Origin of the sequence: Pontibacillus yanchengensis (genome assembly GCF_009856295.1) — a bacterium.
In the GTDB taxonomy this organism is placed as follows: domain Bacteria; phylum Bacillota; class Bacilli; order Bacillales; family BH030062; genus Pontibacillus; species Pontibacillus yanchengensis_A.
Genome location: NZ_WMEU01000001.1, coordinates 932,313 through 953,653 on the forward strand (window position 1 = coordinate 932,313; position 21,341 = coordinate 953,653).

At 40.7% G+C, this 21,341-nt stretch carries 20 protein-coding genes; 4 read left to right on the forward strand and 16 right to left on the reverse strand.

From position 1 onward, the window contains the following. Nucleotides 1–72: 72 nt before the first annotated feature. Nucleotides 73–1,263 (forward strand): M14 family metallopeptidase, encoded by a 1,191-nt coding sequence (locus GLW08_RS04530; protein WP_160847355.1) that lies wholly within the window; start codon nt 73–75, stop codon nt 1,261–1,263. Between the two features lie 156 nt (nt 1,264–1,419). On the opposite strand, the gene GLW08_RS04535 is transcribed toward GLW08_RS04530, so the two are convergent. Further along, complete coding sequence (locus GLW08_RS04535) at nt 1,420–1,650, reverse strand: hypothetical protein (RefSeq protein ID WP_160847356.1); 231 nt, start codon at nt 1,648–1,650, stop codon at nt 1,420–1,422. Nucleotides 1,651–1,947: 297 nt separating this feature from the next. Here GLW08_RS04535 and GLW08_RS21585 point away from each other — a divergent pair, with 297 nt between their 5' ends. Then, nucleotides 1,948–2,091, forward strand: a complete 144-nt coding sequence (locus GLW08_RS21585) for a hypothetical protein (protein WP_202406184.1) — start codon at nt 1,948–1,950, stop codon at nt 2,089–2,091. Between the two features lie 362 nt (nt 2,092–2,453). Here the strand turns inward: GLW08_RS21585 and GLW08_RS04540 are convergent, their stop codons facing one another. From GLW08_RS04540 to gnd, 14 genes are all read right to left on the reverse strand, one after another. Then, nucleotides 2,454–4,166, reverse strand: coding sequence for a hypothetical protein (locus GLW08_RS04540; protein ID WP_160847357.1), 1,713 nt, complete (start codon nt 4,164–4,166; stop codon nt 2,454–2,456). Nucleotides 4,167–4,612: 446 nt separating this feature from the next. After that, nucleotides 4,613–5,905: an isocitrate lyase gene (gene aceA / locus GLW08_RS04545; RefSeq protein ID WP_160847358.1), complete on the reverse strand. Its 1,293-nt coding sequence runs from the start codon at nt 5,903–5,905 to the stop codon at nt 4,613–4,615. 27 nt (nt 5,906–5,932) lie between these two features. Beyond that, entirely contained in the window at nt 5,933–7,483 is a 1,551-nt protein-coding gene (gene aceB, locus GLW08_RS04550; protein ID WP_237458352.1) for a malate synthase A, read from the reverse strand. A gap of 116 nt (nt 7,484–7,599) precedes the next feature. Beyond that, a complete protein-coding gene (locus GLW08_RS04555; protein WP_160847360.1) occupies nt 7,600–7,716 on the reverse strand; it encodes a YhfH family protein in 117 nt (38 codons plus the stop codon). Between the two features lie 368 nt (nt 7,717–8,084). Next, nucleotides 8,085–8,342 carry an HPr family phosphocarrier protein gene (locus GLW08_RS04560; RefSeq protein WP_160847361.1) on the reverse strand — a complete coding sequence of 86 codons (258 nt, stop codon included), beginning with the start codon at nt 8,340–8,342 and terminating at the stop codon, nt 8,085–8,087. Between the two features lie 270 nt (nt 8,343–8,612). Further along, nucleotides 8,613–9,572, reverse strand: coding sequence for a C-terminal binding protein (locus GLW08_RS04565; protein ID WP_160847362.1), 960 nt, complete (start codon nt 9,570–9,572; stop codon nt 8,613–8,615). Nucleotides 9,573–9,587: 15 nt separating this feature from the next. Then, nucleotides 9,588–10,484, reverse strand: coding sequence for an AEC family transporter (locus GLW08_RS04570; protein ID WP_160847363.1), 897 nt, complete (start codon nt 10,482–10,484; stop codon nt 9,588–9,590). A 6-nt stretch (nt 10,485–10,490) separates the two neighbouring features. Continuing rightward, nucleotides 10,491–11,639 (reverse strand): galactonate dehydratase, encoded by a 1,149-nt coding sequence (gene dgoD, locus GLW08_RS04575; protein WP_160847364.1) that lies wholly within the window; start codon nt 11,637–11,639, stop codon nt 10,491–10,493. Nucleotides 11,640–11,641: 2 nt separating this feature from the next. Next, nucleotides 11,642–12,295 carry a bifunctional 4-hydroxy-2-oxoglutarate aldolase/2-dehydro-3-deoxy-phosphogluconate aldolase gene (locus GLW08_RS04580; RefSeq protein WP_160847365.1) on the reverse strand — a complete coding sequence of 218 codons (654 nt, stop codon included), beginning with the start codon at nt 12,293–12,295 and terminating at the stop codon, nt 11,642–11,644. Nucleotides 12,296–12,310: 15 nt separating this feature from the next. Further along, nucleotides 12,311–13,279 carry a sugar kinase gene (locus GLW08_RS04585; RefSeq protein WP_160847366.1) on the reverse strand — a complete coding sequence of 323 codons (969 nt, stop codon included), beginning with the start codon at nt 13,277–13,279 and terminating at the stop codon, nt 12,311–12,313. A gap of 299 nt (nt 13,280–13,578) precedes the next feature. Beyond that, a complete protein-coding gene (locus tag GLW08_RS04590; RefSeq protein ID WP_160847367.1) occupies nt 13,579–14,859 on the reverse strand; it encodes a TRAP transporter large permease in 1,281 nt (426 codons plus the stop codon). Then, on the reverse strand, nt 14,856–15,395 hold the full coding sequence (locus GLW08_RS04595) for a TRAP transporter small permease (protein WP_160847368.1): 540 nt from the start codon (nt 15,393–15,395) through the stop codon (nt 14,856–14,858). The genes GLW08_RS04590 and GLW08_RS04595 overlap by 4 nt, the downstream gene beginning before the upstream one ends. A gap of 110 nt (nt 15,396–15,505) precedes the next feature. After that, nucleotides 15,506–16,573 carry a TRAP transporter substrate-binding protein gene (locus GLW08_RS04600; RefSeq protein ID WP_160847369.1) on the reverse strand — a complete coding sequence of 356 codons (1,068 nt, stop codon included), beginning with the start codon at nt 16,571–16,573 and terminating at the stop codon, nt 15,506–15,508. Nucleotides 16,574–16,608: 35 nt separating this feature from the next. Continuing rightward, on the reverse strand, nt 16,609–17,505 hold the full coding sequence (gnd, locus tag GLW08_RS04605) for a phosphogluconate dehydrogenase (NAD(+)-dependent, decarboxylating) (protein WP_160847370.1): 897 nt from the start codon (nt 17,503–17,505) through the stop codon (nt 16,609–16,611). A 196-nt stretch (nt 17,506–17,701) separates the two neighbouring features. On the opposite strand from gnd, the gene GLW08_RS04610 reads away from it, so the two are divergent. Continuing rightward, nucleotides 17,702–18,559 carry a MurR/RpiR family transcriptional regulator gene (locus GLW08_RS04610; RefSeq protein ID WP_160847371.1) on the forward strand — a complete coding sequence of 286 codons (858 nt, stop codon included), beginning with the start codon at nt 17,702–17,704 and terminating at the stop codon, nt 18,557–18,559. Nucleotides 18,560–18,584: 25 nt separating this feature from the next. Continuing rightward, nucleotides 18,585–20,081, forward strand: a complete 1,497-nt coding sequence (locus GLW08_RS04615; protein WP_160847372.1) for a gluconokinase — start codon at nt 18,585–18,587, stop codon at nt 20,079–20,081. Nucleotides 20,082–20,393: 312 nt separating this feature from the next. On the opposite strand, the gene GLW08_RS04620 is transcribed toward GLW08_RS04615, so the two are convergent. Then, nucleotides 20,394–21,263, reverse strand: coding sequence for an SDR family oxidoreductase (locus tag GLW08_RS04620; protein WP_160847373.1), 870 nt, complete (start codon nt 21,261–21,263; stop codon nt 20,394–20,396). Between the last annotated feature and the right edge of the window lie 78 nt (nt 21,264–21,341).

Consider the following 21,341-nt stretch of genomic DNA (forward strand, 5'->3'; position numbering starts at 1 on the left):
TACCTTACGACACGCTAAGTGCTCGAGATAGTTACGATAAACATATTATAAATAAGATGGGAGGTGCTCCCGATGAAAGTAAGTGTACGTAGTGGAGATTCACTTTGGTATTATAGTCAATTGTTCGGAATTCCATTTTCGTTAGTTGTTGATTCCAATAGATCCATTAATCCTAATCAGCTATCAATTGGGCAACAGGTTCAGATTCCCGGTTATGTTCTTACTAACTACTCCATCAAATTAGGTGACACGTTATGGGCTATATCCCGCCGTCAAGGTTATCCTTTAGATGTGTTGTATTTACTAAACAAGGCGACCAATCCCAATGCATTACAAATTGGCCAAACCATCCTTGTTCCCGTTCGTGTTACTTGGAGGGTTGTTAATGGAAAAGAAGCGTACTCCTACTTAACGATGATAAATGACATAAATCAACTTGTATCGATTTATCCATTTATTCGCCAGAAATCTATTGGTACATCCGTTATGGGGAAATCAATACCAGAGCTAAGGATTGGGCGGGGGAGCAAACAAGTTCACATCAATGCTTCCTTCCATGCAAATGAATGGATTACCACTCCGATTATGATGAAATTTTTAAACGAATACCTGCTTGCCCTAACAAATCAAACTCCGATTCGTGGCATACCGTTGAACCCGTTTTATAACCAAACTGATTTGTCTGCAGTACCTATGGTCAACCCGGATGGAGTCAATCTTGTACTGCAAGGACTGCCAGAAGAAGAGCCTTTTCGCTCCCAAGTGTCGACTATAAATAACAATAGTATGAATTTTGATCGCTGGAAGGCAAACATACATGGAGTGGATTTGAATAATCAATACCCAGCTAAATGGGAGTTGGAGAGCGAGCGAAAACAACAATCCCCTTCCCCTTTCAATTATCCTGGACCTTATCCTTTATCTGAACCAGAAGCCCAGGCTGTTGCTGAACTGACACGTTCTAGAGACTTCACCAGAGCTCTAGCGTTTCATACACAAGGAGAGGTAATCTACTGGGGGTATGAGAGTCTAGAACCACCTAGTGCTGAAGTGATTGTGGAGGAATTTGAACGCGTAAGTGGATATCGCCCAATTCGTTTCATTGATAGCTACGCAGGTTACAAAGACTGGTATATTCAAGAATGGCGTCGCCCTGGCTACACCGTTGAGTTAGGAAAAGGCACCAGCCCACTTCCACTCACCCAGTTTGACGAAATCTATGAAGAAACACTAGGAATATTTCTAGCAAACTTGTATTTATAGAAATATAGCAAGCTGAAGAAGAGTTATTGCATGTTGTATTCAGACCAAGGAGAGGGATTTTTGGGGAAGAACAAATGGCTGAGGTTGCCATCTATAAGCAGCTATTTATACATTAAAAAGGCGATCTCGCAGTTGAGATCGCCTTCACACAATGTATTAAAGTACTTCCTTACATTCATTTGTTACACCACATTGCGGACAATCCGTATATAGCATTAAGTTTACAAGCTTTTCATCAGAACCTTCCATTGTATTCACAGCAACTGCTCTAGCCCGAACAGCATCCTTACTAACTTGATAATCTTTTTGCAATGGAGCTTCAAAATCAAATATATGTCCACACACGAGACAACTATATCCGTCTCTACGTTTCACCTCTTGAACCATGCATATCCCCTCCTTTTTATATTCCTTTCCCTGGAGCAAACTGTATGAAACAAGAGGTCGAGAATAAGAACACAGGTACCCGTATAGCGATGTATGAGCTTCATAGTTTGGTTCGATGTTTAGCGTAACAGGCTATGCGAAGACGTATGTGAGTGGGAGCAGAAACTGGATGCGTCTTTACTATGAATCAAGCTACTGACAAATACTTCATACCAATATTAACCAACCATAGATGGAGTTTCACTTTTTAATAGAAAAGGAATACTAAAACAAAACGCTAGATAAAGAGGTGATGAAATGGGAATCCTATCAAAGCTTTCGAAGCTATCCAAATATAAAAGTGATGTCAGCGCCATTAGCAAAGGACGTACTGCTCAACGTGTGAAAAGACGTGCCACAGGTAAAGTAACAGGCAAGATTATGAGAAAATTATTCAGATAGCAGGTATTTCGGAGCAACTTTTTCGATTTCAGAGCAAAATCCGAATTTTCAGAGCAGATTTGCATAAGTAAGCATCGCTAAACTTTTAGCATCCGATTCACTTAATGACAAAATACGCTCCCTCATCTTTTATAACTCAACCACAGATTAGCCTCCATTCACTTTTAAGATGTAAAGTGCTTAATGATTAGTAACTATGAAAATCGGTAGTGTTGCTTCTGAGGTTTCATATTAGTTAGGGTAGCTTTGAAAGGATCGCGCATATAAGAGTACGCTCAAAAGATAACAATTCTACTTCAAGTGTGAAACAAAAAAAGCGTGAATAGGAGTAGTCCTATTCACGCTTTCTCGTCATCTACTATTTACTTTGCGGCATCTTTCCAATATTCATAGGAATGGACAACTTCCCCTTGATAAGATGAATTTTCTTCCAAGGCATTCTCTGTTTTGTCTAACTCCGTTACCATTTCCTCTTCTCCTTCTTCATAAAAAGAGATGTGAGGGGCCTCTTCCATCTTTTGCATCTCAACGGATATGATAATATCCTTGCCAAGATTGTTAGCAAAGGCTACTTCTTCTTTAGACACATCAACGATTCCACCTGGTCCTTCAGAAGAGTCTCTAAATGCCATAATGGCAGTGTGATCCAGTTGTTTAATCACCCATTTAGAGAAAGATAGGTTTGGTTGACCTGGTGTCTCGTGGTCATCTAACCACATGGCTAGACTTACACTTGTTTCTAAATTTGATTTTTGCTCTACTTCATCCACAAACAATTCCATATTATCTTTCCAGGTTTTCATAACGGCGTTTTTATCTTCAGACCATTCTTGTAATGTATAAGGTTCGACATCAAGATGGATCCCATCAAATTGCTGTTCTTTTGAAACACTAGCGTTATAGTTTGTTACATAATCCACAAACATTTTCATTCGTTTCTCGCCTTTTTGCAGTGCCCAAGTAGGATGACCACCCATTGCATGCACTTCAATACCAGCAGCATGTGCCTTTTCTACAAAATCTTTATAAACTGAGAAATTTTTCGTACGATCTAACCGTGTGTACAGAAAGTTAAGGTTATTTTCCTTAGCAAAGTCTATGATTTCATCTGGAGATTCAATTAAATTGGAAGCGTGCCAGATATAGGTACCTTTAACAAGATCGGATTGACTAGTTTCTTGTTGAGTATCTTCCGTTTCGGTTGTTGGATTCTCTTTTTCTGTAGACAGATAACTGTACTGATCAATGGAATACCCGGTGTATGCAGGATTGTCTTTCATGTGTTTTTGTAACACATCAAGATGCATCTGCATATCTTCTGTTCCTTCTTCGTAAAAAGAAGTAACATCTTCTCCTGTGTCAGCCAAGGTAACCCCAACGGAAACTTTCTTTCCTAATTCATTTGCTACTTTTAGTTCATCTTTGATTAACGCAATCACGCCACGTTCACCTTCGATTGTGTCACGATGAGCTAGTATCGATGTATGATCGAATTGTTTTATCACCCATTCATTAAACGGCATTTCCGGTTGATCTGGTGTTTCAAACCCGCCCAGATAGAAGGGGATAGAAACACTAGTAGTCAGCTCAGCGTCACTGAGTTCGTTTTGAAATGCGCTGAGATTAGCTTTCCAATCTTCTATAACGGATTTTGAATTTTCATCCCATTGCTCCGTATGCTGCGCTTGAATGTCTAGGTGAATCCCTTCAAACTTTTCATTTTCTGAAACCTTCCCATTATACCGTTCAACCCATTTCGTAAAATCAATTAGGGATTGCTGATTCGCTTCAAGCCCCCAGGAAGGTTTCCCCTCTAACGCATGGACGTCTATTCCTGCTTCGTTAGCTTTTCGGATAAATTCTTTGTAATAGAAACTAGAACGATTTGTGTTAATGTTTACGTAAATTGTGTTGATTTGATGCTGTTTACTTTTTGAAATAATATCATCTGATTTAGTTGTAAGATCTGCCGTTTCTACACGGAGTACATTTTGCTTTTCATCTGGTTGAGACCAACCAACAAGAAGCACAGTCATACAAATTAGTAGAGTAAAATAAAAAGGATGTTTGTTCATTCTTTTCCTCCAAGTCATATGTGTAAGTTAGATTTGTTTATTGTTCATGTTTCCTATGTACAAAATTAAGTATGTTTATTTTGAGAAAAAGTTGGAAAAACATGAAACAATATGCAATTTGTTTTTTTGCACGACTTAAATCTAACATGGTTTATAAGAGGTTATCATCGAAAAATCGATTTCGGGATACCGAATAATGATTAACGGAAAGACGAAAAGAAAAGCGCACGCGCCTTGGTCACCGCTGACAGTCTTAAGCAAAGCCTCTTCGTGGCGATTTTGCCACAGAGAGGCTTTGCTTAAGACCCCGACGGGGGTAGGCGCTGGAGCTAGACATATAAGCCCAGAACTTATGCTTTCTTTACTTTCAAAAAAAAGAGCAAATCCCATCGAAGGAATTTGCTCATCTTTTCTCTATCTCTATTCCGGTTCCAACTTGCCCCCTGTTAAGAATGAATTTGCTGATCGGTAAATTGTTCAGATTCAGTCGATCCTTTTAGCGCAGTAGTAGAAGATATACCTCCTGAAACAACTTGAGCTACCTCATCAAAATAACCTGTTCCAACTTCACGCTGGTGTCTAGTTGCTGAGTAGCCATATTCTTCACTAGCGAACTCTGCTTGCTGTAAAGCTGAATAAGCTTTCATCCCTTCATCCTTATACTTTCTAGCCAATTCGAACATACCATGGTTTAGGGCGTGGAAACCGGCTAGTGTTACGAATTGGAATTTGTATCCCATCTCAGCAAGTTGTTGCTGGAACGTTGCAATCGTTTGTTGATTTAGTTTCTTTTCCCAATTAAACGAAGGGGAGCAATTATAAGCCAGTAATTTACCTGGGAACTTCTCATGTATCGCATCAGCAAATTGTTGAGCTTCCTGAAGATTTGGTTCAGACGTCTCGCACCAAATCAAATCAGCATATGGAGCGTAAGCTAAGCCTCGAGAAATTGCCTGGTCGATACCAGCTTTTGTTTTATAGAAACCTTCTGGAGTTCGCTCTCCTGTCATAAACGTAGCATCATAAGGATCCACGTCACTCGTAATAAGGTCAGCAGCATTGGCGTCCGTTCTCGCAATTAATACAGTTGGTGTTCCCATTACATCAGCTGCGAAACGAGCAGAGATCAAATTTTTCACAGCAACTTGCGTTGGTAAAAGAACTTTCCCACCTAGATGACCACATTTTTTCTCAGAGGAGAGCTGGTCTTCAAAGTGAACTCCAGAAGCACCAGCTTCAATCATGCTTTTCATTAATTCAAATACATTCAGTTGCCCACCAAATCCTGCTTCTGCATCTGCTACAATCGGTGCGAACCAATCTGTATCTGTCTTACCTTCCATATAATGAATTTGATCAGCACGTTGAAGTGCTTGATTTATTCGTTTCACTACCTGAGGAACACTATTGGCAGGATAAAGACTTTGATCAGGATACATATGGCCAGACAAGTTTGCATCTGCCGCAACCTGCCAACCACTTAAGTAAATCGCTTTTAAGCCAGCCTTTACTTGTTGCATAGCCTGATTCCCTGTAAGCGCACCAAGCGCATGCACATAGCTTTCAGAATGCAGAAGCTTCCATAGTTTTTCTGCCCCTGTTTTGGCTAACGTATGTTCAATATCCATGGAACCTCTTAAACGTATTACATCCTCTGCCTCATATGGACGGGTAATTCCTTTCCAACGTCCTTCTTGATTCCACTGCTGTTTCAATTCCTCTACACGTTCTTGCTTCACACCGATTCCTCCTTAAAATTGGTTAGCTTATAACTGTTCATATGCCGGTATCGTTAGAAACTCGGCAAATTCATCTTCTTGAATGAGTTTTGTGAACAGAGCCGCTGCTTCTTCATAAAGATTTTGCCGATACGTTTCAAACCCGACTTGTTGGGCAATTTTCTCCAATTCTTCCTGGTTGATTTGCTCAACAAGATCAAATGTTACTTTCCGTCCATCTGTTAGCTTTCCTTCAGGATGACGAATCCACTGCCATACTTGAGCTCGCGATATTTCAGCTGTCGCTGCATCTTCCATCAAGTTATTTATGGGAGCAGCACCTCTGCCAAGCAACCAAGAAGCAATATACTGAATGCCGACATTAATATTGGTCCGCAACCCTTGCTCTGTGATGTCTCCTGTTGGTACCTCCAATAAGTCTTCAGCTGTAACCTCCACATCTTCTCGCTTGTTTGCGATTTGATTTGGCGTTGGCATCCTCTTATCAAACACTTCCTTTGCGGTTAGAACCATGCCCGGGTGGGCAACCCACGTCCCGTCATGTCCATCATTCACTTCACGCTCCTTATCAGCCTGCACTTTCTGAAAAGCAAGTGCGTTTGCATCTGAATTATTTTTTATTGGTATTTGTGCCGCCATTCCACCAATTGCTGGAGCATTTCGCTTGTGACACGTGTGAATGACGAGCAATGAATACGCTCGCATAAACGGAACTTCCATCGTCACTTGAGCTCGGTCAGGTAAAATTACATTGTGATCGTGGCGGAATTTTTTTAAGTAACTAAAAATGTAGTCCCAGCGACCGCAATTTAATCCAGCAGAATGATCTTTAAGCTCATATAAAATTTCATCCATTTCAAAGCTAGCCAAAATGGTCTCAATTAGTACAGTTGCTTTAATTGTCCCGTTCGGAATACCAAGCTCTTGTTGCGCGAATACGAAAATGTCATTCCACAAGCGTGCTTCAAGATAATTTTCCATTTTCGGAAGATAAAAATAAGGCCCTGAATGACGTGCGATAAGCTCCTTTGCATTATGGAAAAAATACAATCCGAAATCTACGATGCCAGCTGATACAGGAGTACCATTAATGGTCACATGCTTTTCATCTAAGTGCCATCCCCTTGGTCGAACCTTTAATACTGCAGGATTTTGACCTAACTGATACACTTTTCCTTTATCATTCTCAAAATAAATCGTACGGCGGATGGCATCACGCAAATTGATTTGTCCTTGAATGGTGTTAGACCAAGTTGGTGAATTAGAATCTTCAAAATCAGCCATAAACACGCTAGCCCCTGAGTTTAGTGCATTGATAATCATTTTTCGGTCCACAGGGCCCGTAATCTCAACCCGCCGATCCTGTAAATCATCCGGCAACGGGGCAATCGTCCAATCCCCTTCACGGATGGAAGTTGTTTCAGATAAAAAAGTAGGCTTCTCCCCCTGCTTTAACTGCTGTTGTATATGTGTGCGCCGTTCCAGAAGTTGCTGCCTTCGCTCCTCAAATTGATGATGGAGTTTCTCGATGAAACTTAAAGCCTCTTCCGTCAGAATGTCCTTAAACCCATCTTCCATAACACCATTAATGTGAATACTACTCCATTCCGTCTTCATCTTTCTGAACCACCCCTTTTGTTATAAAACAACAACACATAAAATCAACTATTATATAACAGTTATTGCAAAATTTTTTACTCTTCGTGCTTAGAAAGACAACGTTCACATTCCATCATATACTTCTGACTGCTGCTATCCACTTTCTCTCCACACTCAGGACATGCATGAGCTGATATTTTGATTTGTGTCATGTGTTTCTCCCTCCTTTTATATAACAGTTTATTTATTATTCATTTGTTATACTACAGTTTACTCGCACTCTTTCTGTTTTGCAACAGTTTCGACAAAAGTTTTTTGAAAATTTTTCATTTGGAGATGCTTTTTGGTTTCATCAATGCACTTTGAATAATTGATAGGCCCCCTACCTTTTCTCCACCAGAAATCACGACACAGTTTATAAGATTTTATAGAAAACTTGCCGAATGGCAAGTCTTTGGCGCAGAAAGAGGTCTAGAAGCGTTTACACTTTGACCCTTTAACATATTAACAAATTATAAAAGTGCAAAAAACAAGGGCGAAAACGTTTCCGATTTCGCCCTCATGTTGATTTACACATGTATTAAGTTAACCACTCTCTTACCTCATTTAGAGCCTCTTCACTATCTTCACCAATACAGCGGACTGTAATTTCGTCGCCATTTGTTAGTCTTAAATTAATTAATCCTAAAAAGCTTTTCAAATTCACTTCGATCATACTGCCATCAACGTACTTTTTCAGAAAGATTTCAGAATCAAAGCGTTGGATTTTGTTACTTAGCTCAATGATAGTTTGTGTCTCGTCGATGTTTACGGTAATTACCTTGGAAAGTTCACTCATGGATGGTCCCTCCTTAAGATTAATCGTATTTCATTGAATTTGTCAGACATTATACATACAGTTCGTTTTTCTTTCTCTAAGCTTTTTACGAGGCTTATCCGCGAGTTAAGCAGTTATATCTGCGGTATTATTCATATATCAGCGACTTTCTGAATATATCTGCGAAAAACAACATATATCAGCGACTTATGCTCCTATTTCGGAGAAAGCCCGATTATATCGGCTCGTTTCCCGGCTTCATTGCCTCATAAACCTTCAGATTCACAGATCTTAAACCTGATTAACCACATAAGTTGCTTGCTTCCCTTGTAAAACATCCATTACATTTTGTGCAGCTTTTGTTTTCAATTCCTTTTCGGATTCTTCTGAATACCAGGAAATATGTGGAGTTAACAACACCTGATTCATCTTGAGCATAGGGTGATCAGCTCGGATAGGCTCTGTTTCCAACACATCTAGTGCAGCTCCTGCAAAGTCATTGTTTTCTAAAGCTGCAACTAGAGCTTCCTCATCCACAATTGGACCACGCGCCGTATTAACCAATGTTGCAGTATGCTTCATAAGAGAAAATTCCGCTTTCCCTACAAGTCCACGTGTCTGCTCATTCAATGGAACATGAATACTCAGAAAATCTGCTTGTTGGAACAGCTCCTCCCACTCAACTGATGTGACGCCCGCACGAATCGCATCTTCATCTGTTAGAAATGGATCGTATGTAACAATCTCAAGTCCAAAGACTTTGGCTTTCTCAGCCACTGTTCTCGCAATATTGCCAAACCCTATTAGTCCAAGGACTTTTCCTCGCAAACGTGAAATCGGTTTAGCCGAGTTAAAGTCCCACGTTCCCTTTTTAACCTGTTGATTTTGCTGAGTAACTTTTCGAGCAGATGATAACAGCAACGCCATCGTATGATCGGCCACTTCATCTAAGCAATAATCCGTTACATTACATACAGAAATACCATTTTCTGTAGCTGTTTTTACATCAACAGAGTCATAGCCTATTCCATAGCGGGCGATGACTTTACATCGCTCCATATTTTCAATCACAGATGCAGAAATCTGTGAGTATTGAGTCAGAATTCCATCTGCATCTTTACATGCTTCGATAACCTCATCTTCTGTTTTACATTGGTAAGCTACAAGCTCCCCACCAGCACGTTCAATCACCTCTCGCTCAGGTTGGAGCGTATCGTATTCATAATCTGTAACCACTACCTTGAACGTCATATTATCCCTCCTCTTTTACGCCATAAATGTTAATAAAACTGTAATGGTAATAATACTGGCAAGCGTTGTTACCAGGGTGATGCTCGAGACCAGTTCTGGTCGTGAATCAAATTCGACAGCATACATCGTAGTCGTAGCAGCAGATGGCATCGCTGCAGATAAAATAAGTACTTTTCCAAGTAAATCGCCCATCGGTAAAATCATTACGAGCCCGAATGCGATTAGTGGTGATGCTAGTAACCGAATGGAAGTGGCGTACGTGATTTTTCCCCATTCCATCGACTTGATTGAAATATCAGCTAACTGCATACCTAATACAATCATAACACCAGGGATCGCTCCATTCGCAATGAGCTTAATGGCGGACAGTATATTCTCTGACATTGGCACGTTCGTTACATTTAACAATAAGGAAATAATTGCTGCATAGGTTGCAGGCATTTTCAAAACGGATTGAAAAGCAAGCTTCATCCCTGCCTGGCCACGGGCTGCGTAGTACACACCAAAAAAGTTCATGATAATGGCTTGCAGGACAAGGAAGGAGATCGAGTATGCAAATCCTTCTTCACCAAACGCAAATAAAACAATCGGAGCGCCGTAATTCCCAGAATTCATGAAAGCAGTTGATAAAATCATCCCACTTTCTTCTGCTTCATTGTATCCATTTACTTTTTTCATTACCTTGTTGATCGTAATAATGGAAACCAGTAAACCAATAGAAAAAATAACTATGCTAACATATTCACTATTCAAATCAGCATCATAAAACGTTTCAAAGACAAGACATGGCGTTAAAATATATATCGCAATCGTTGAGACTGATTTAATGTCGAGTTTTTTCCACTTTTGAATGCCATATCCACTTAAGAATACAAGTAGAACCGGCAATACGACTTCTATAAATACACTCAACAGACATTACCACTCGGCGACAGTGCCGTCCTTATGTCTCCAAACAGGATTACGCCAGCGATGCCCTTCCTCAGCCATTTTCTTCACATGCTCTTCATTAATCTCAATACCAAGACCTGGCCCTTTCGGCATCGCAACATATCCATTGTTGTAATCAAAAACAGATTTATCTTGAATATAATCAAGTAAATCACTACCGTTGTTATAGTGGATGCCAAGGCTTTGCTCTTGAATGAATGCATTATGGCTTGTTGCATCCGTCTGTAGACAAGCAGCTAGCGCTATTGGTCCCAGCGGACAATGTGGTGCTACAGCAACATCATAAGCTTCTGCCATTGTGAAGATTTTTTTGCATTCTGTAATACCACCAGCGTGAGAAAGGTCCGGTTGAATGATATCAACATAACCATTAGATAGAGTATCTTTGAAATCCCAACGAGAATACATACGTTCACCTGTTGCAATCGGTGTCGTCGTTAGTGAAGAGATGTCACGCAATGCCTCATTATGTTCCGGTAGTACCGGTTCTTCAATAAACATTGGCTTATATGGTTCTAATTCTTTCACAAGCACTTTTGCCATCGCTTTATGAACGCGGCCGTGAAAATCAATGCCAACACCAATATGATCGCCAACCGCTTCTCGGATTCCAGCAATTCTGGAAACAGCTTTCTCCACTTTTTCATGCGAATCAATGTATTGCATTTCTTCTGTACCGTTCATTTTAACCGCTTTAAACCCACGATCTACAACATCCTTGGCAGCTTGTCCTACATCAGAAGGGCGATCGCCCCCTATCCAGGAATACACTTTTATCGAATCGCGACAAGCGCCACCCATTAGCTCATAGATTGGAGTATCATAGAATTTCCCTTTAATGTCCCATAATGCCTGGTCTATTCCAGCAATGGCACTCATCAAAATAGGTCCTCCACGGTAAAATCCAGAACGATACATAACATTCCAGTGATCCTCAATATGATGAGGATTTTTTCCAATAAGATAATCACTCAGTTCATTGACTGCAGATTTTACCGTTTCTGCACGGCCCTCTACAACTGGCTCTCCCCAGCCTACAATGCCTTCGTCTGTTTGGATTTTTAAAAAGCACCATCTTGGAGGTACTACATATGTTTCAAGATTGGTTATCCTCATCGTTACTCGCTCTCCTTTCTTGCTCCTTTGATTGATCCACGGAATTCAATAGCTTTGTTGGTTAATGTTTCGAAATCCTTGGCTTGAATAGCTTTTTTATCAAGAAGCGATCCTCCAGCGCCTACAGCAGCAGCGCCATTTTCCATAAAGATACCAACATTCTCGGACGTAACCCCACCTGTTGGAATCATTGGAATATGACCTAGTGGCCCCTGTAGATCTTTAATGTACCCTGGTCCAAATGAAGTAGCAGGGAACACTTTGACTAGATCCGCTCCACTTTCATACGCTGTCACCATTTCCGTTGGGGTTAATACACCCGGAATCGAAATGGCTCCATACCGATTCGTCAAATCCACCATCTCCTTATTAAAAGATGGAGAAAACACAAAATCAGCACGCGCCTCAATCGCTCGCTTAGCCGTGGCAGCATCTAGGACTGTTCCTGCTCCGACTAAAGCTTGATCACCAAAGGTTTGCTTGATATTTTCAATCATGCGAAATGCTCCAGGAGTATCGACGGTAATCTCGAGTGCGCCCACTCCTCCTTTTATAAGAGCATCAGCAATGTGGTGAATATCATCTTCCTTTGGTTGACGTATTACGGCTATAAGCCCGGAATCGATTAACTGTGAAATTTTCTTATGCTTCGTCATCCTGTTCTTCCTCCTTTACCTTTTTACATCTTGACCAGGATTCGATTGATTGGATAAATATTGTTCCAAGGAACGTTTCGTTGGTAGACCTTCAATATCACCATTCACTTTTACAACGAGTGAACCAATAGCATTTCCTCGCTTCACCCCATAAGGAATGGTTTGTCCATCCAAATAGGCACTAATGACACCTACCGCAAACCCATCTCCAGCACCGACGGGGTCCACAACTTGGTCGACCGGAAATCCTTCTACAAACATCTCTTCATTAGATAAAATGTAAGCTCCTGATTTTCCTTGTTTTACGATGATATGCTGGGAATCAGCCGTTTTCAGTGCTTTGGCCATGGAATGGACATCCTTCTCGCCAGTGAGAAACTCTCCCTCATCTTCACCAGCTAAGATAATGTCTGAATGGGTGGCCATCTCTAGTAATGTTTTTTTTGCATCATCTAGATTATTCCATAGCTTATAGCGAATGTTTGGATCAAATATGATAGGGACACTGTGCTTTTGCGCGTAAGAAATGGCCTGAAAGACAGCTTCTTTACAGGTTGAGCTTAATGCTGGTGTTATCCCTGTAAGATGTAGAACGCGTGCTTGTTTTATGTACTCTTCCTTTACGTCTTCCTTCGTGAGAGTGCTAGCTGCGGATTGATAGCGATAGTAATGAACACGAACATCTTCAGGTGACAGAGATTCTTTGAAAAAGATACCCGTTGGCGCATAATCAATCAGCTGTACCTGTGTGGTATCCACCCCTTCCCCTCGAATGAAATGATGGATATAGGTACCAAATGGATCGTCCCCAAGCTTACTCATCCAACCCGACTTATATCCAAGCCGAGCAAGACCAATTGCCACATTGGACTCCGCGCCACCTATTTGTTTTTTAAACTGATGTACATATGGAATAGGTAAAGACTCATTCCCAGTAAAAAGAACCATCGTCTCTCCCATAGTGACTACGTCAATTTGTTTCATAGAGCTCACCTCTTTATGAATGGTTTTGGAATCGCTTACTGTAATGTAAAAAAATATGATGTTTGCTGTTTGATGATGCATGTGCATTAGAACCAGCTGCATTTCAGCGTTTTCTGGGAATCTCATTGGGTTCCGCTAGAGTATGCCATGGTGACCTCTTGATATGCGTGGGTTTCCTCCAGATATGCGCTACTTCCCTACCAAACTAAGCCGTGTAGTCTTTCCACCACTTGCACCACTTCCATAATAAAAAGAAGGAGGATTCTCTACAGGTATGCAAAGAATCCTACTTCATTACGTTATCCTCCTAGGCTCACCAACCACATGGAAACTGGTGGTGCGAAGATGATGATGGCTAGGGAAATTAACATAGCTATAAAGAATGGCAAGATTGCCTTCGAAAGTTGTTCGATGGATAAGCCTGATATTCCGGAACCTACGAATAGATTTACGCCGAGTGGTGGTGTAATAAATCCGATTGCCAGGTTTACGACCATGATGATTCCGAAGTGGATTGGGTCGTAGCCAATGTTAGTTGCAATTGGCAATAGAATTGGCGTCAGGATGATAATTGCAGCTAGTGTATCCATGAAGCAACCTACAATTAATAGTAAAACAGTAATCATTAACATGATAACAATTTGACTATCACTTACAGAAAGCATCATGTTCGCAACTTGATCTGGGATTCGTTCAATTGTAAGTAAACGTCCGAATGCTGTTGCGGTTCCTACAATGATTAAAATCGTAGCTGTCGTTAAGGATGAATCGATTAATAGTTTTGGAATGTGCTTGAACTTAAGCTCACCGTACAAGAATAGCCCTGCAATTAAGCTATATACAACGGCAATTACAGCTGCTTCTGTAGGTGTGAAATAACCGCCATAAATTCCGCCCAATATGATAATTGGAATAATTAATGCCCATTTAGCTTCCCAAAATGTACTGAAAATGTTGGAGAGCGTTGTCTTTTCACCTGTTCCACCATAATTATGTTTTTTAGAATAGATGTACGCCCAAGTCATAAGAGATAGTCCTACTAGAACACCTGGGAAAATACCTGCCATGAACATGTCACCAACTGATGCGCCACCTACGACACCGTAGATAACCATCGGAATACTTGGTGGGATGATAACCCCAATGGAACCTGCTGCTGCTACAACAGCGGTTGCGAATTTCTTATCATACCCTTTACGTACCATGGAAGGAATCATAATTCCCCCGATTGCAGCAACAGTTGCTGGTCCTGAACCAGAAATCGCTGCGAAGAACATACAGGTTACAATCGTTGCCATTGCGAAGCCACCGGTTTTGTTACCGACTAACGCATTTGCAAAATTAAATAATCGTTCAGATATACCACCTTTACCCATAACTTCACCGGCGAGGATAAAGAATGGAACAGCCATTATTGGGAACGAATCCATAGCTGTAACTAGTTCCTTCATTAGAAAATTTAACGGAAGGGCCCCTGTGTACACGATTGTTGCAAGTGTGGACAGTCCGAGCGCAATCCCAATTGGTACACTTAAGAGTAAAAAGAGGGCAAAGCTTCCGAATAATATTCCTGCTGTCATGACTCATCCCCACCTTTCACGTCTTGCATTTCTTCACGATCATTTTTTAAATTCATCTCATCTTTACCAATCAACATCCTGATTTGCTTATAGATGTTTTGGATAAGTCGAATAGCTGTCAAACCTAAACCAATTGGAGCCGCTAGATAAACAAGACCCATAGGGATATGTAAAGCTGGAGATTGCTGACCAAATGATAGAAGTTGTAAAGAAATTGCTGTTCCATATCGAACAACGAGAATGGCAAATGTTAAGAATAGTAAATTTGAAATAATGGATAATACGAGTTTCCCTCTGTCTTTTAATAGAAGTAACATCACATCAACTTTTAAGTGGCGTTGTTTTTTTACACCATAACTAATTCCAACGTAGACGAGCCAAATAAAGCAATAGCGACCTAGTTCTTCAGACCATGACAGGGAATTTCCAGACAATCTCATGACAACCTGTAGGAAAATAACAGAAACCATGACTGAAGAGAACAGTACTAATAGGGCTTCTTCTATTCGTTGGTCAATTGTTTTTAGTAATCTCATCGTTTCACCTCAGATCATGCTTATCTAGCAGTAGTTTATAGTTTGATAGATTAAAAAGGGAATGAGGTAGAGCATAAAACTCTACCTTATCCTCCTAATTCTGAATGTATTTATTCAGTTTCCTTCTTCGCTTTTTCAACTTCTTTATAAATATTTTCTACAACATCTTCACCGATTTTGCTCTTATATTTATCTACAACTGGTTGAACAGCTTCTTTCATTTCTTCACGGTTCTCTTCACTAATTTCAGTGTACGTCATGCCTTCTTCTTGAAGTTTCTTCAAGTATTTCTCATTCGCTTCACGGTTTAACTTTTTCTCATACTTACCAGCTTCAACTGCTGCTTCTTCTACAATCTTCTTGTTCTCATCAGATAGTTTGTCATAGAAGCTCTTGCTCATTAAGAAAACGAACGGGCTATAAACATGGTGTGTATTAGAAACGTGCTTCTGTACTTCATAGAATTTTTGTAGATAGATTGTTGCATATGGATTTTCTTGACCATCTACTGTACCTTGCTGCATTGCTGTGAATAGCTCAGTGAAGGCCATTGGTGTTGGGTTTGCTCCAAGTGCATTAAATGCGTCTAAGTGTAAGTCGTTCTCCATCGTACGTAGCTTAAGACCTTCGAAATCTTCTACTGATTTGATTGCACGCTTAGAGTTTGTTACATCACGGAAACCATTTTCCCAATAAGCAAGTCCTACAAGGTTTTGGCTTTCTAGCTTTTTAAGTAGACCTTGACCTGTTTCACTAGCTAGCACCTTATCTGCTACTTCCGTGTTAGGGAATAGGAAAGGAATATCAAAAACACTAAATGCTGGAACAAAGTTTGCTAGTGGTGCTGTAGATGGGATTGTTACTTCTTGAGATCCTGTTTGAAGGTTCTCTGTCATCGTACGGTCATCGCCTAGCTGACCACTATGATATGTTTCTACTTTAATCTGACCGTCTGTTTTCTTTTCAACAATTTCCTTGAACTTAAGTAGACCTTTGTACTGTGGGTGTTTGTCGTTAAGACCAATTCCTGCTTTAATAGTTTTTGTTTCTTTTGAGCCTGAATCTGAACCTGAAGCGCTTCCATCGTCTCCTGAAGAAGAAGAACCTCCCTCACTGCCGCATGCTGCTAGTACTAGCACCATAAGTGCTGTTAGTGCAACTGTGAAAAGTTTTTTCATAACCAATCTCTCCCTTTGTTTAAGTTTAATAATATTTATTTCTTAACGACCGCATGGCCGCCGAACTCGTTACGTAGTGCTGCTACAACTTTTCCTGTGAAGGTATCGTCTGCTTGGGAACGATAGCGCATCATTAAGGACATCGTAATAACAGGTGCTGCTAATTCAAAATCAAGTGCAGACTCAACGGTCCATTTACCTTCACCGGAAGAGTTCATTACTCCGCGAATGTCATCTAATTTCGCGTCTTTACTAAATGCACTTTCTGTTAACTCCATTAACCAAGAACGGATAACCGAACCATTGTTCCAAACGTTTGCAACTTGCTCGTAATTGTAGTCGAATGGACTCTTTTCTAAAATATCGAATCCTTCGCCAATCGCTTGCATCATACCGTACTCAATGCCATTGTGAACCATCTTCAGGAAGTGTCCGCTTCCGGCACGCCCGGCAAAGTGGTAACCGCTTTCAATTGCAGTATTAGCAAAAATCGGTTCAATCTTTCTGAATTCTGTTTCGTCGCCACCAATCATGTAGCAAGCTCCATTTCGAGCTCCTTCGGTTCCACCGCTCGTTCCTACATCAAAGTAGAAAAGACCTAGTCCTTGTAACTCTTCTGCACGTCGAAGCGTGTCTTTATAATTAGAGTTTCCACCGTCGATAATGCGATCCCCTTCATCTAACAGAGGTTTTAACTCTGATAAAACCTGTTCTGTAACATCTCCTGCTGGGACCATCATCCAAATTGTGCGTGGTGATTCTAGGTTGTCTACTAGACTACGAATAGAATCAGCTGGAGAAGCACCATCTTGTGCAACGTTTTGTACTTGTTGGTCGTTGACGTCTGTTGCAACTACTTCATGACCATTGTCCAACAGGTTCAAGGCTAGATTGTAACCCATCTTCCCTAGACCAATAAGACCTAGCTTCATATAAAGGCTCCTCTCTCTAAAACTATGTAAGTTTTGAAAAAATGAATGAAATATTTTTTCGTTAACACCAATTATACATAAAAATTTTTTCGTTTCAAGCGTTTTCATGAAATTTTTTTCATCCATTTCACTTCAATTCAGAAATGTTATCGTTTACACTATTTGTATAAGATTCTTATGTAAATGAGGGAGTATAATGGAGGAAAATGCATCTAAGCATGTATTGCATCGTATACAAACGATCTATAGCCAATTTAGCGAAAAGGAAAAACTAATTGCAGATTATATACTGAAAGATCCACAGCATATCATTCACTCTACCATCAACCAGGTATCAGAAGATTTAATGGTCGCAGATGCAACCGTTTTCAGGTTTTGTAAGCGACTAGGATTTAAAGGGTATCAAGCAATGAAGATTGCCTTAGCATCAGAAATCGTAAATCCGATTCAGGATATTCATGAAACTATTTCTGAGGAAGATTCCGAAATCGATATTACCTATAAAGTGTTTAATGCGAACATCAATGCACTTGAACAATCAAAGGAAATCCAAGATCAAAGTATGATGAAAGAAATCATAGAAGTTCTGTCTAATGCACGATCCTTGAATTTTTTCGGTTCAGGAGGATCTGGAATTGTCGCAGAGGACGCCCAGCATAAATTTATTCGAACTGGCATTCCAGCTCACGCATACAGTGAATCACACCTTCAAGTTATGGTGGCGTCTCAATTAACAAAAGATGACATAGCAATTCTCATCTCACACTCAGGTTCCAATAAAGACATTATTGATGTGTTAGATATCGTGAAGCAAAATGGCGTTCCAACGATAGCCATCACAAACCTGGCAAAATCAGTCTTATCCAAAAATGTGGATTACGCTCTTTATACCGCAGCAAAAGAAACAGAATATCGTTCAGAGGCACTAGCCTCTAGAATTGCTGAACTCACTATTATCGACGCACTATATGTAAACTATTGCATTAAGCACAAAGAACAAACACAAGAAGCTACACAAAAAATGCGTGAAGCGATATCCATGAAACGCATTTAATTCCAATAGGAAAGGACCAGCATATATGACACTCTATACAATAGGCCTTGATATAGGCACAACCAGTACAAAAGCAGTCGTATTCCAATACGATGGCAATGTTGTTTCTGAATATGAGGTTGGGTATGAATTAGATCAATCACACCCAGGCTTTGCCGAGCAAGATGCGGATGAAATATATGAAGCAGCTACAAGCGCAATCAGGCATGCCCTTCAGCAAAAAGATGTGCCAAAGGAATCGATTTCAGCTGTTGGTATGTCAGCAGCCATGCACTCCGTAATATGTTTGGATGAAAAAGGACGAGCGCTCTCCCCTTCTATCACCTGGGCAGATCGGAGAAGTGTACAGGAAGCAGAACAATTACAAGAAATGGAACGAGACATCTACTTACGAACTGGCACACCGCTTCATCCTATGTCTCCTTTTGCGAAATTGCTTTGGATGAAAGAAAACGATTATGAACCCTATCATCAAGCAACCAAATTCGTATCCATTAAAGAATATTTAACGTATCGTTGGTTCGGAGAATTCGTTGTAGATTATTCCGTCGCTGCCTCCTCTGGATTTTATGATATTCACAAGCAAGAATGGGATGGCCATGCACTAGAGCTAGCAGGCATTACAACAAACTATCTCTCTCGTATCGTGCCAGAGACTTATCAATTAAAAGGTCTTTCTGAAGAAGCCTATGAAAAAATGGGATTACAACCGAATACTCCATTTATCGCAGGAGGCAGTGATGGACCACTAGCTAATCTTGGTATTGGAGCAATTGAGCCAGGTGAGACAGCCATTACTATTGGGACAAGTGGGGCCATTCGCCAATTCACCGCTAACCCTTCTGTCGATGATCGTCAGGAAGTCTTTTGCTATAGTTTCTCAGAAGATTTATGGATTACCGGAGGCCCAACGAATAACGGAGGCATCGTCCTAAATTGGTTAAAAGACCTCTTTTCCAATGAAGGGTATGTTTTGTCCTTCGATCAACTCAATCATCTTGCAGCCGAAGCGCCAGCAGGAAGCGATGGACTGCTCTTCCTTCCCCATCTTAATGGTGAACGCGCCCCTTTCTGGGATGCAAATGCCAAGGCAAACTATATTGGCCTTCGATCCACACATGAAAAGAAACACATGATTCGAGCAGCTATGGAAGGTGTTATTTTTAGTATTTATCACATTGCTCACGTTCTTGAACGACTAGGTAATCACCATGAAACCCTTTATGCAAGCGGCGGCTTTGCCCGTAGCCCACTTTGGTTGCAAATGCTCTCCGATGTGTTCGGCAAACCCGTCCACGTGCCCAAAAGTCACCAAAGCTCAGCATGGGGAGCAGCATGGACAGCCCTGTATAGTATCGGAGAAGTGGAATCATTAGAAAGCATCAAATCTTCCATTCCAATGCAAACAAGCGTCCAACCAGACATGAACCAACATGACATCTATCAGCAAATGTTTGCAGTCTACCAGAACATCTATCCAGCTTTACAAGAACATATCCATCAGTTGCAAACGATTAAATAAGACTAGCGTATGCACCCGGTTAGCGACGCACAAAATGCTGCCCACAGGACTTGGGTTGGTTCGATTTTGCTATGTGATATAGCAGGTTTAACCGATTTTCCCCTTAATACGTATGAGATAAAGGAAACACGATGAGCGTAAGCGATTCGATGTTGACTTATCGTAAGGAGATGGAGGAAGTTTGATAGGCGCTGGAGCTAGACATGTAAGCGCGAACTTATACTCTCTGTTAAAAGAGGCTGCCTATGAGATTCGGGCAGCCTCTTCTTATATGGTATGAAATGTAGCTAATGACGTTTTTTTGCTCTTTTATTACTTGCCTCTAAATCGCTCCCTGTAATCCCAAGCAAATTGCTCAAATGTGTATGGAGATTTTCCTGTAATATCCCTCACCGTATTTGTAATAGCAGAGCTGTATCCCAATCGATTTAACTGATACAATTCAAGTCTTGCTTCCACAATACCAGCATGCAGTCCCTCTTCAAGCATCATCTGTCGTGCCTCTTCCTCAGTTATCCCGTTGTACCTTATTTCTTTCCCTAACACATTCGATAAACTAGATGCTACATGAGCGCAGGAAATCGCTTCTGGTCCTGTAAGTTCATAAGCTTGTCCATCGTGCCCTTTTTCCGTTAGTACATGATAGGCAACGCTTGCGATATCTCGAGCATCGATAAAGGAAACTCGCCCTTCTCCAAGGGGAAGGTAAAACGAACCATGATCATCAATGGTTCCACTACTAAAATTCGTAAAGTTTTGCATAAAAGAGTTTGGTCGTAGAAATGTATAATGAAGACCTGATTTCATCATTTCTCTCTCGATGATCCTATGCCATTTCGCTAATTGGATTGCTTCATACTGGGCCCCACTTCCCGAAAGCTTCACAAGATGTTCCACTCCAGCTTCTTCAGCAGCCTTTACAACATTCATAGAAAGTTGAACAAAACTAGAAACGAAAGGGACGGCAAAAAATACTTTCTCCACCAAATTCATGGCATTCATCAATGAAAAAAAGTTACGAAGATCAGCTTGAATTGTCTCTACACCTAAAGCACGCAGGACTTCCACATTCGTTGAGGACCTTACAGCAGCTTTCACATCATAACCATGCTCAGAAAGCATTTTGGTTAATGGCAATCCAACATTACCAGTGGCTCCAATAATTAAAATTGATTTTGCCATCTCTATCCCTTCTCTCATTTAATGTCTTATTACTTTTATTATCTACTAATTAGGTGTGATACGGAAGCACTAAAATAC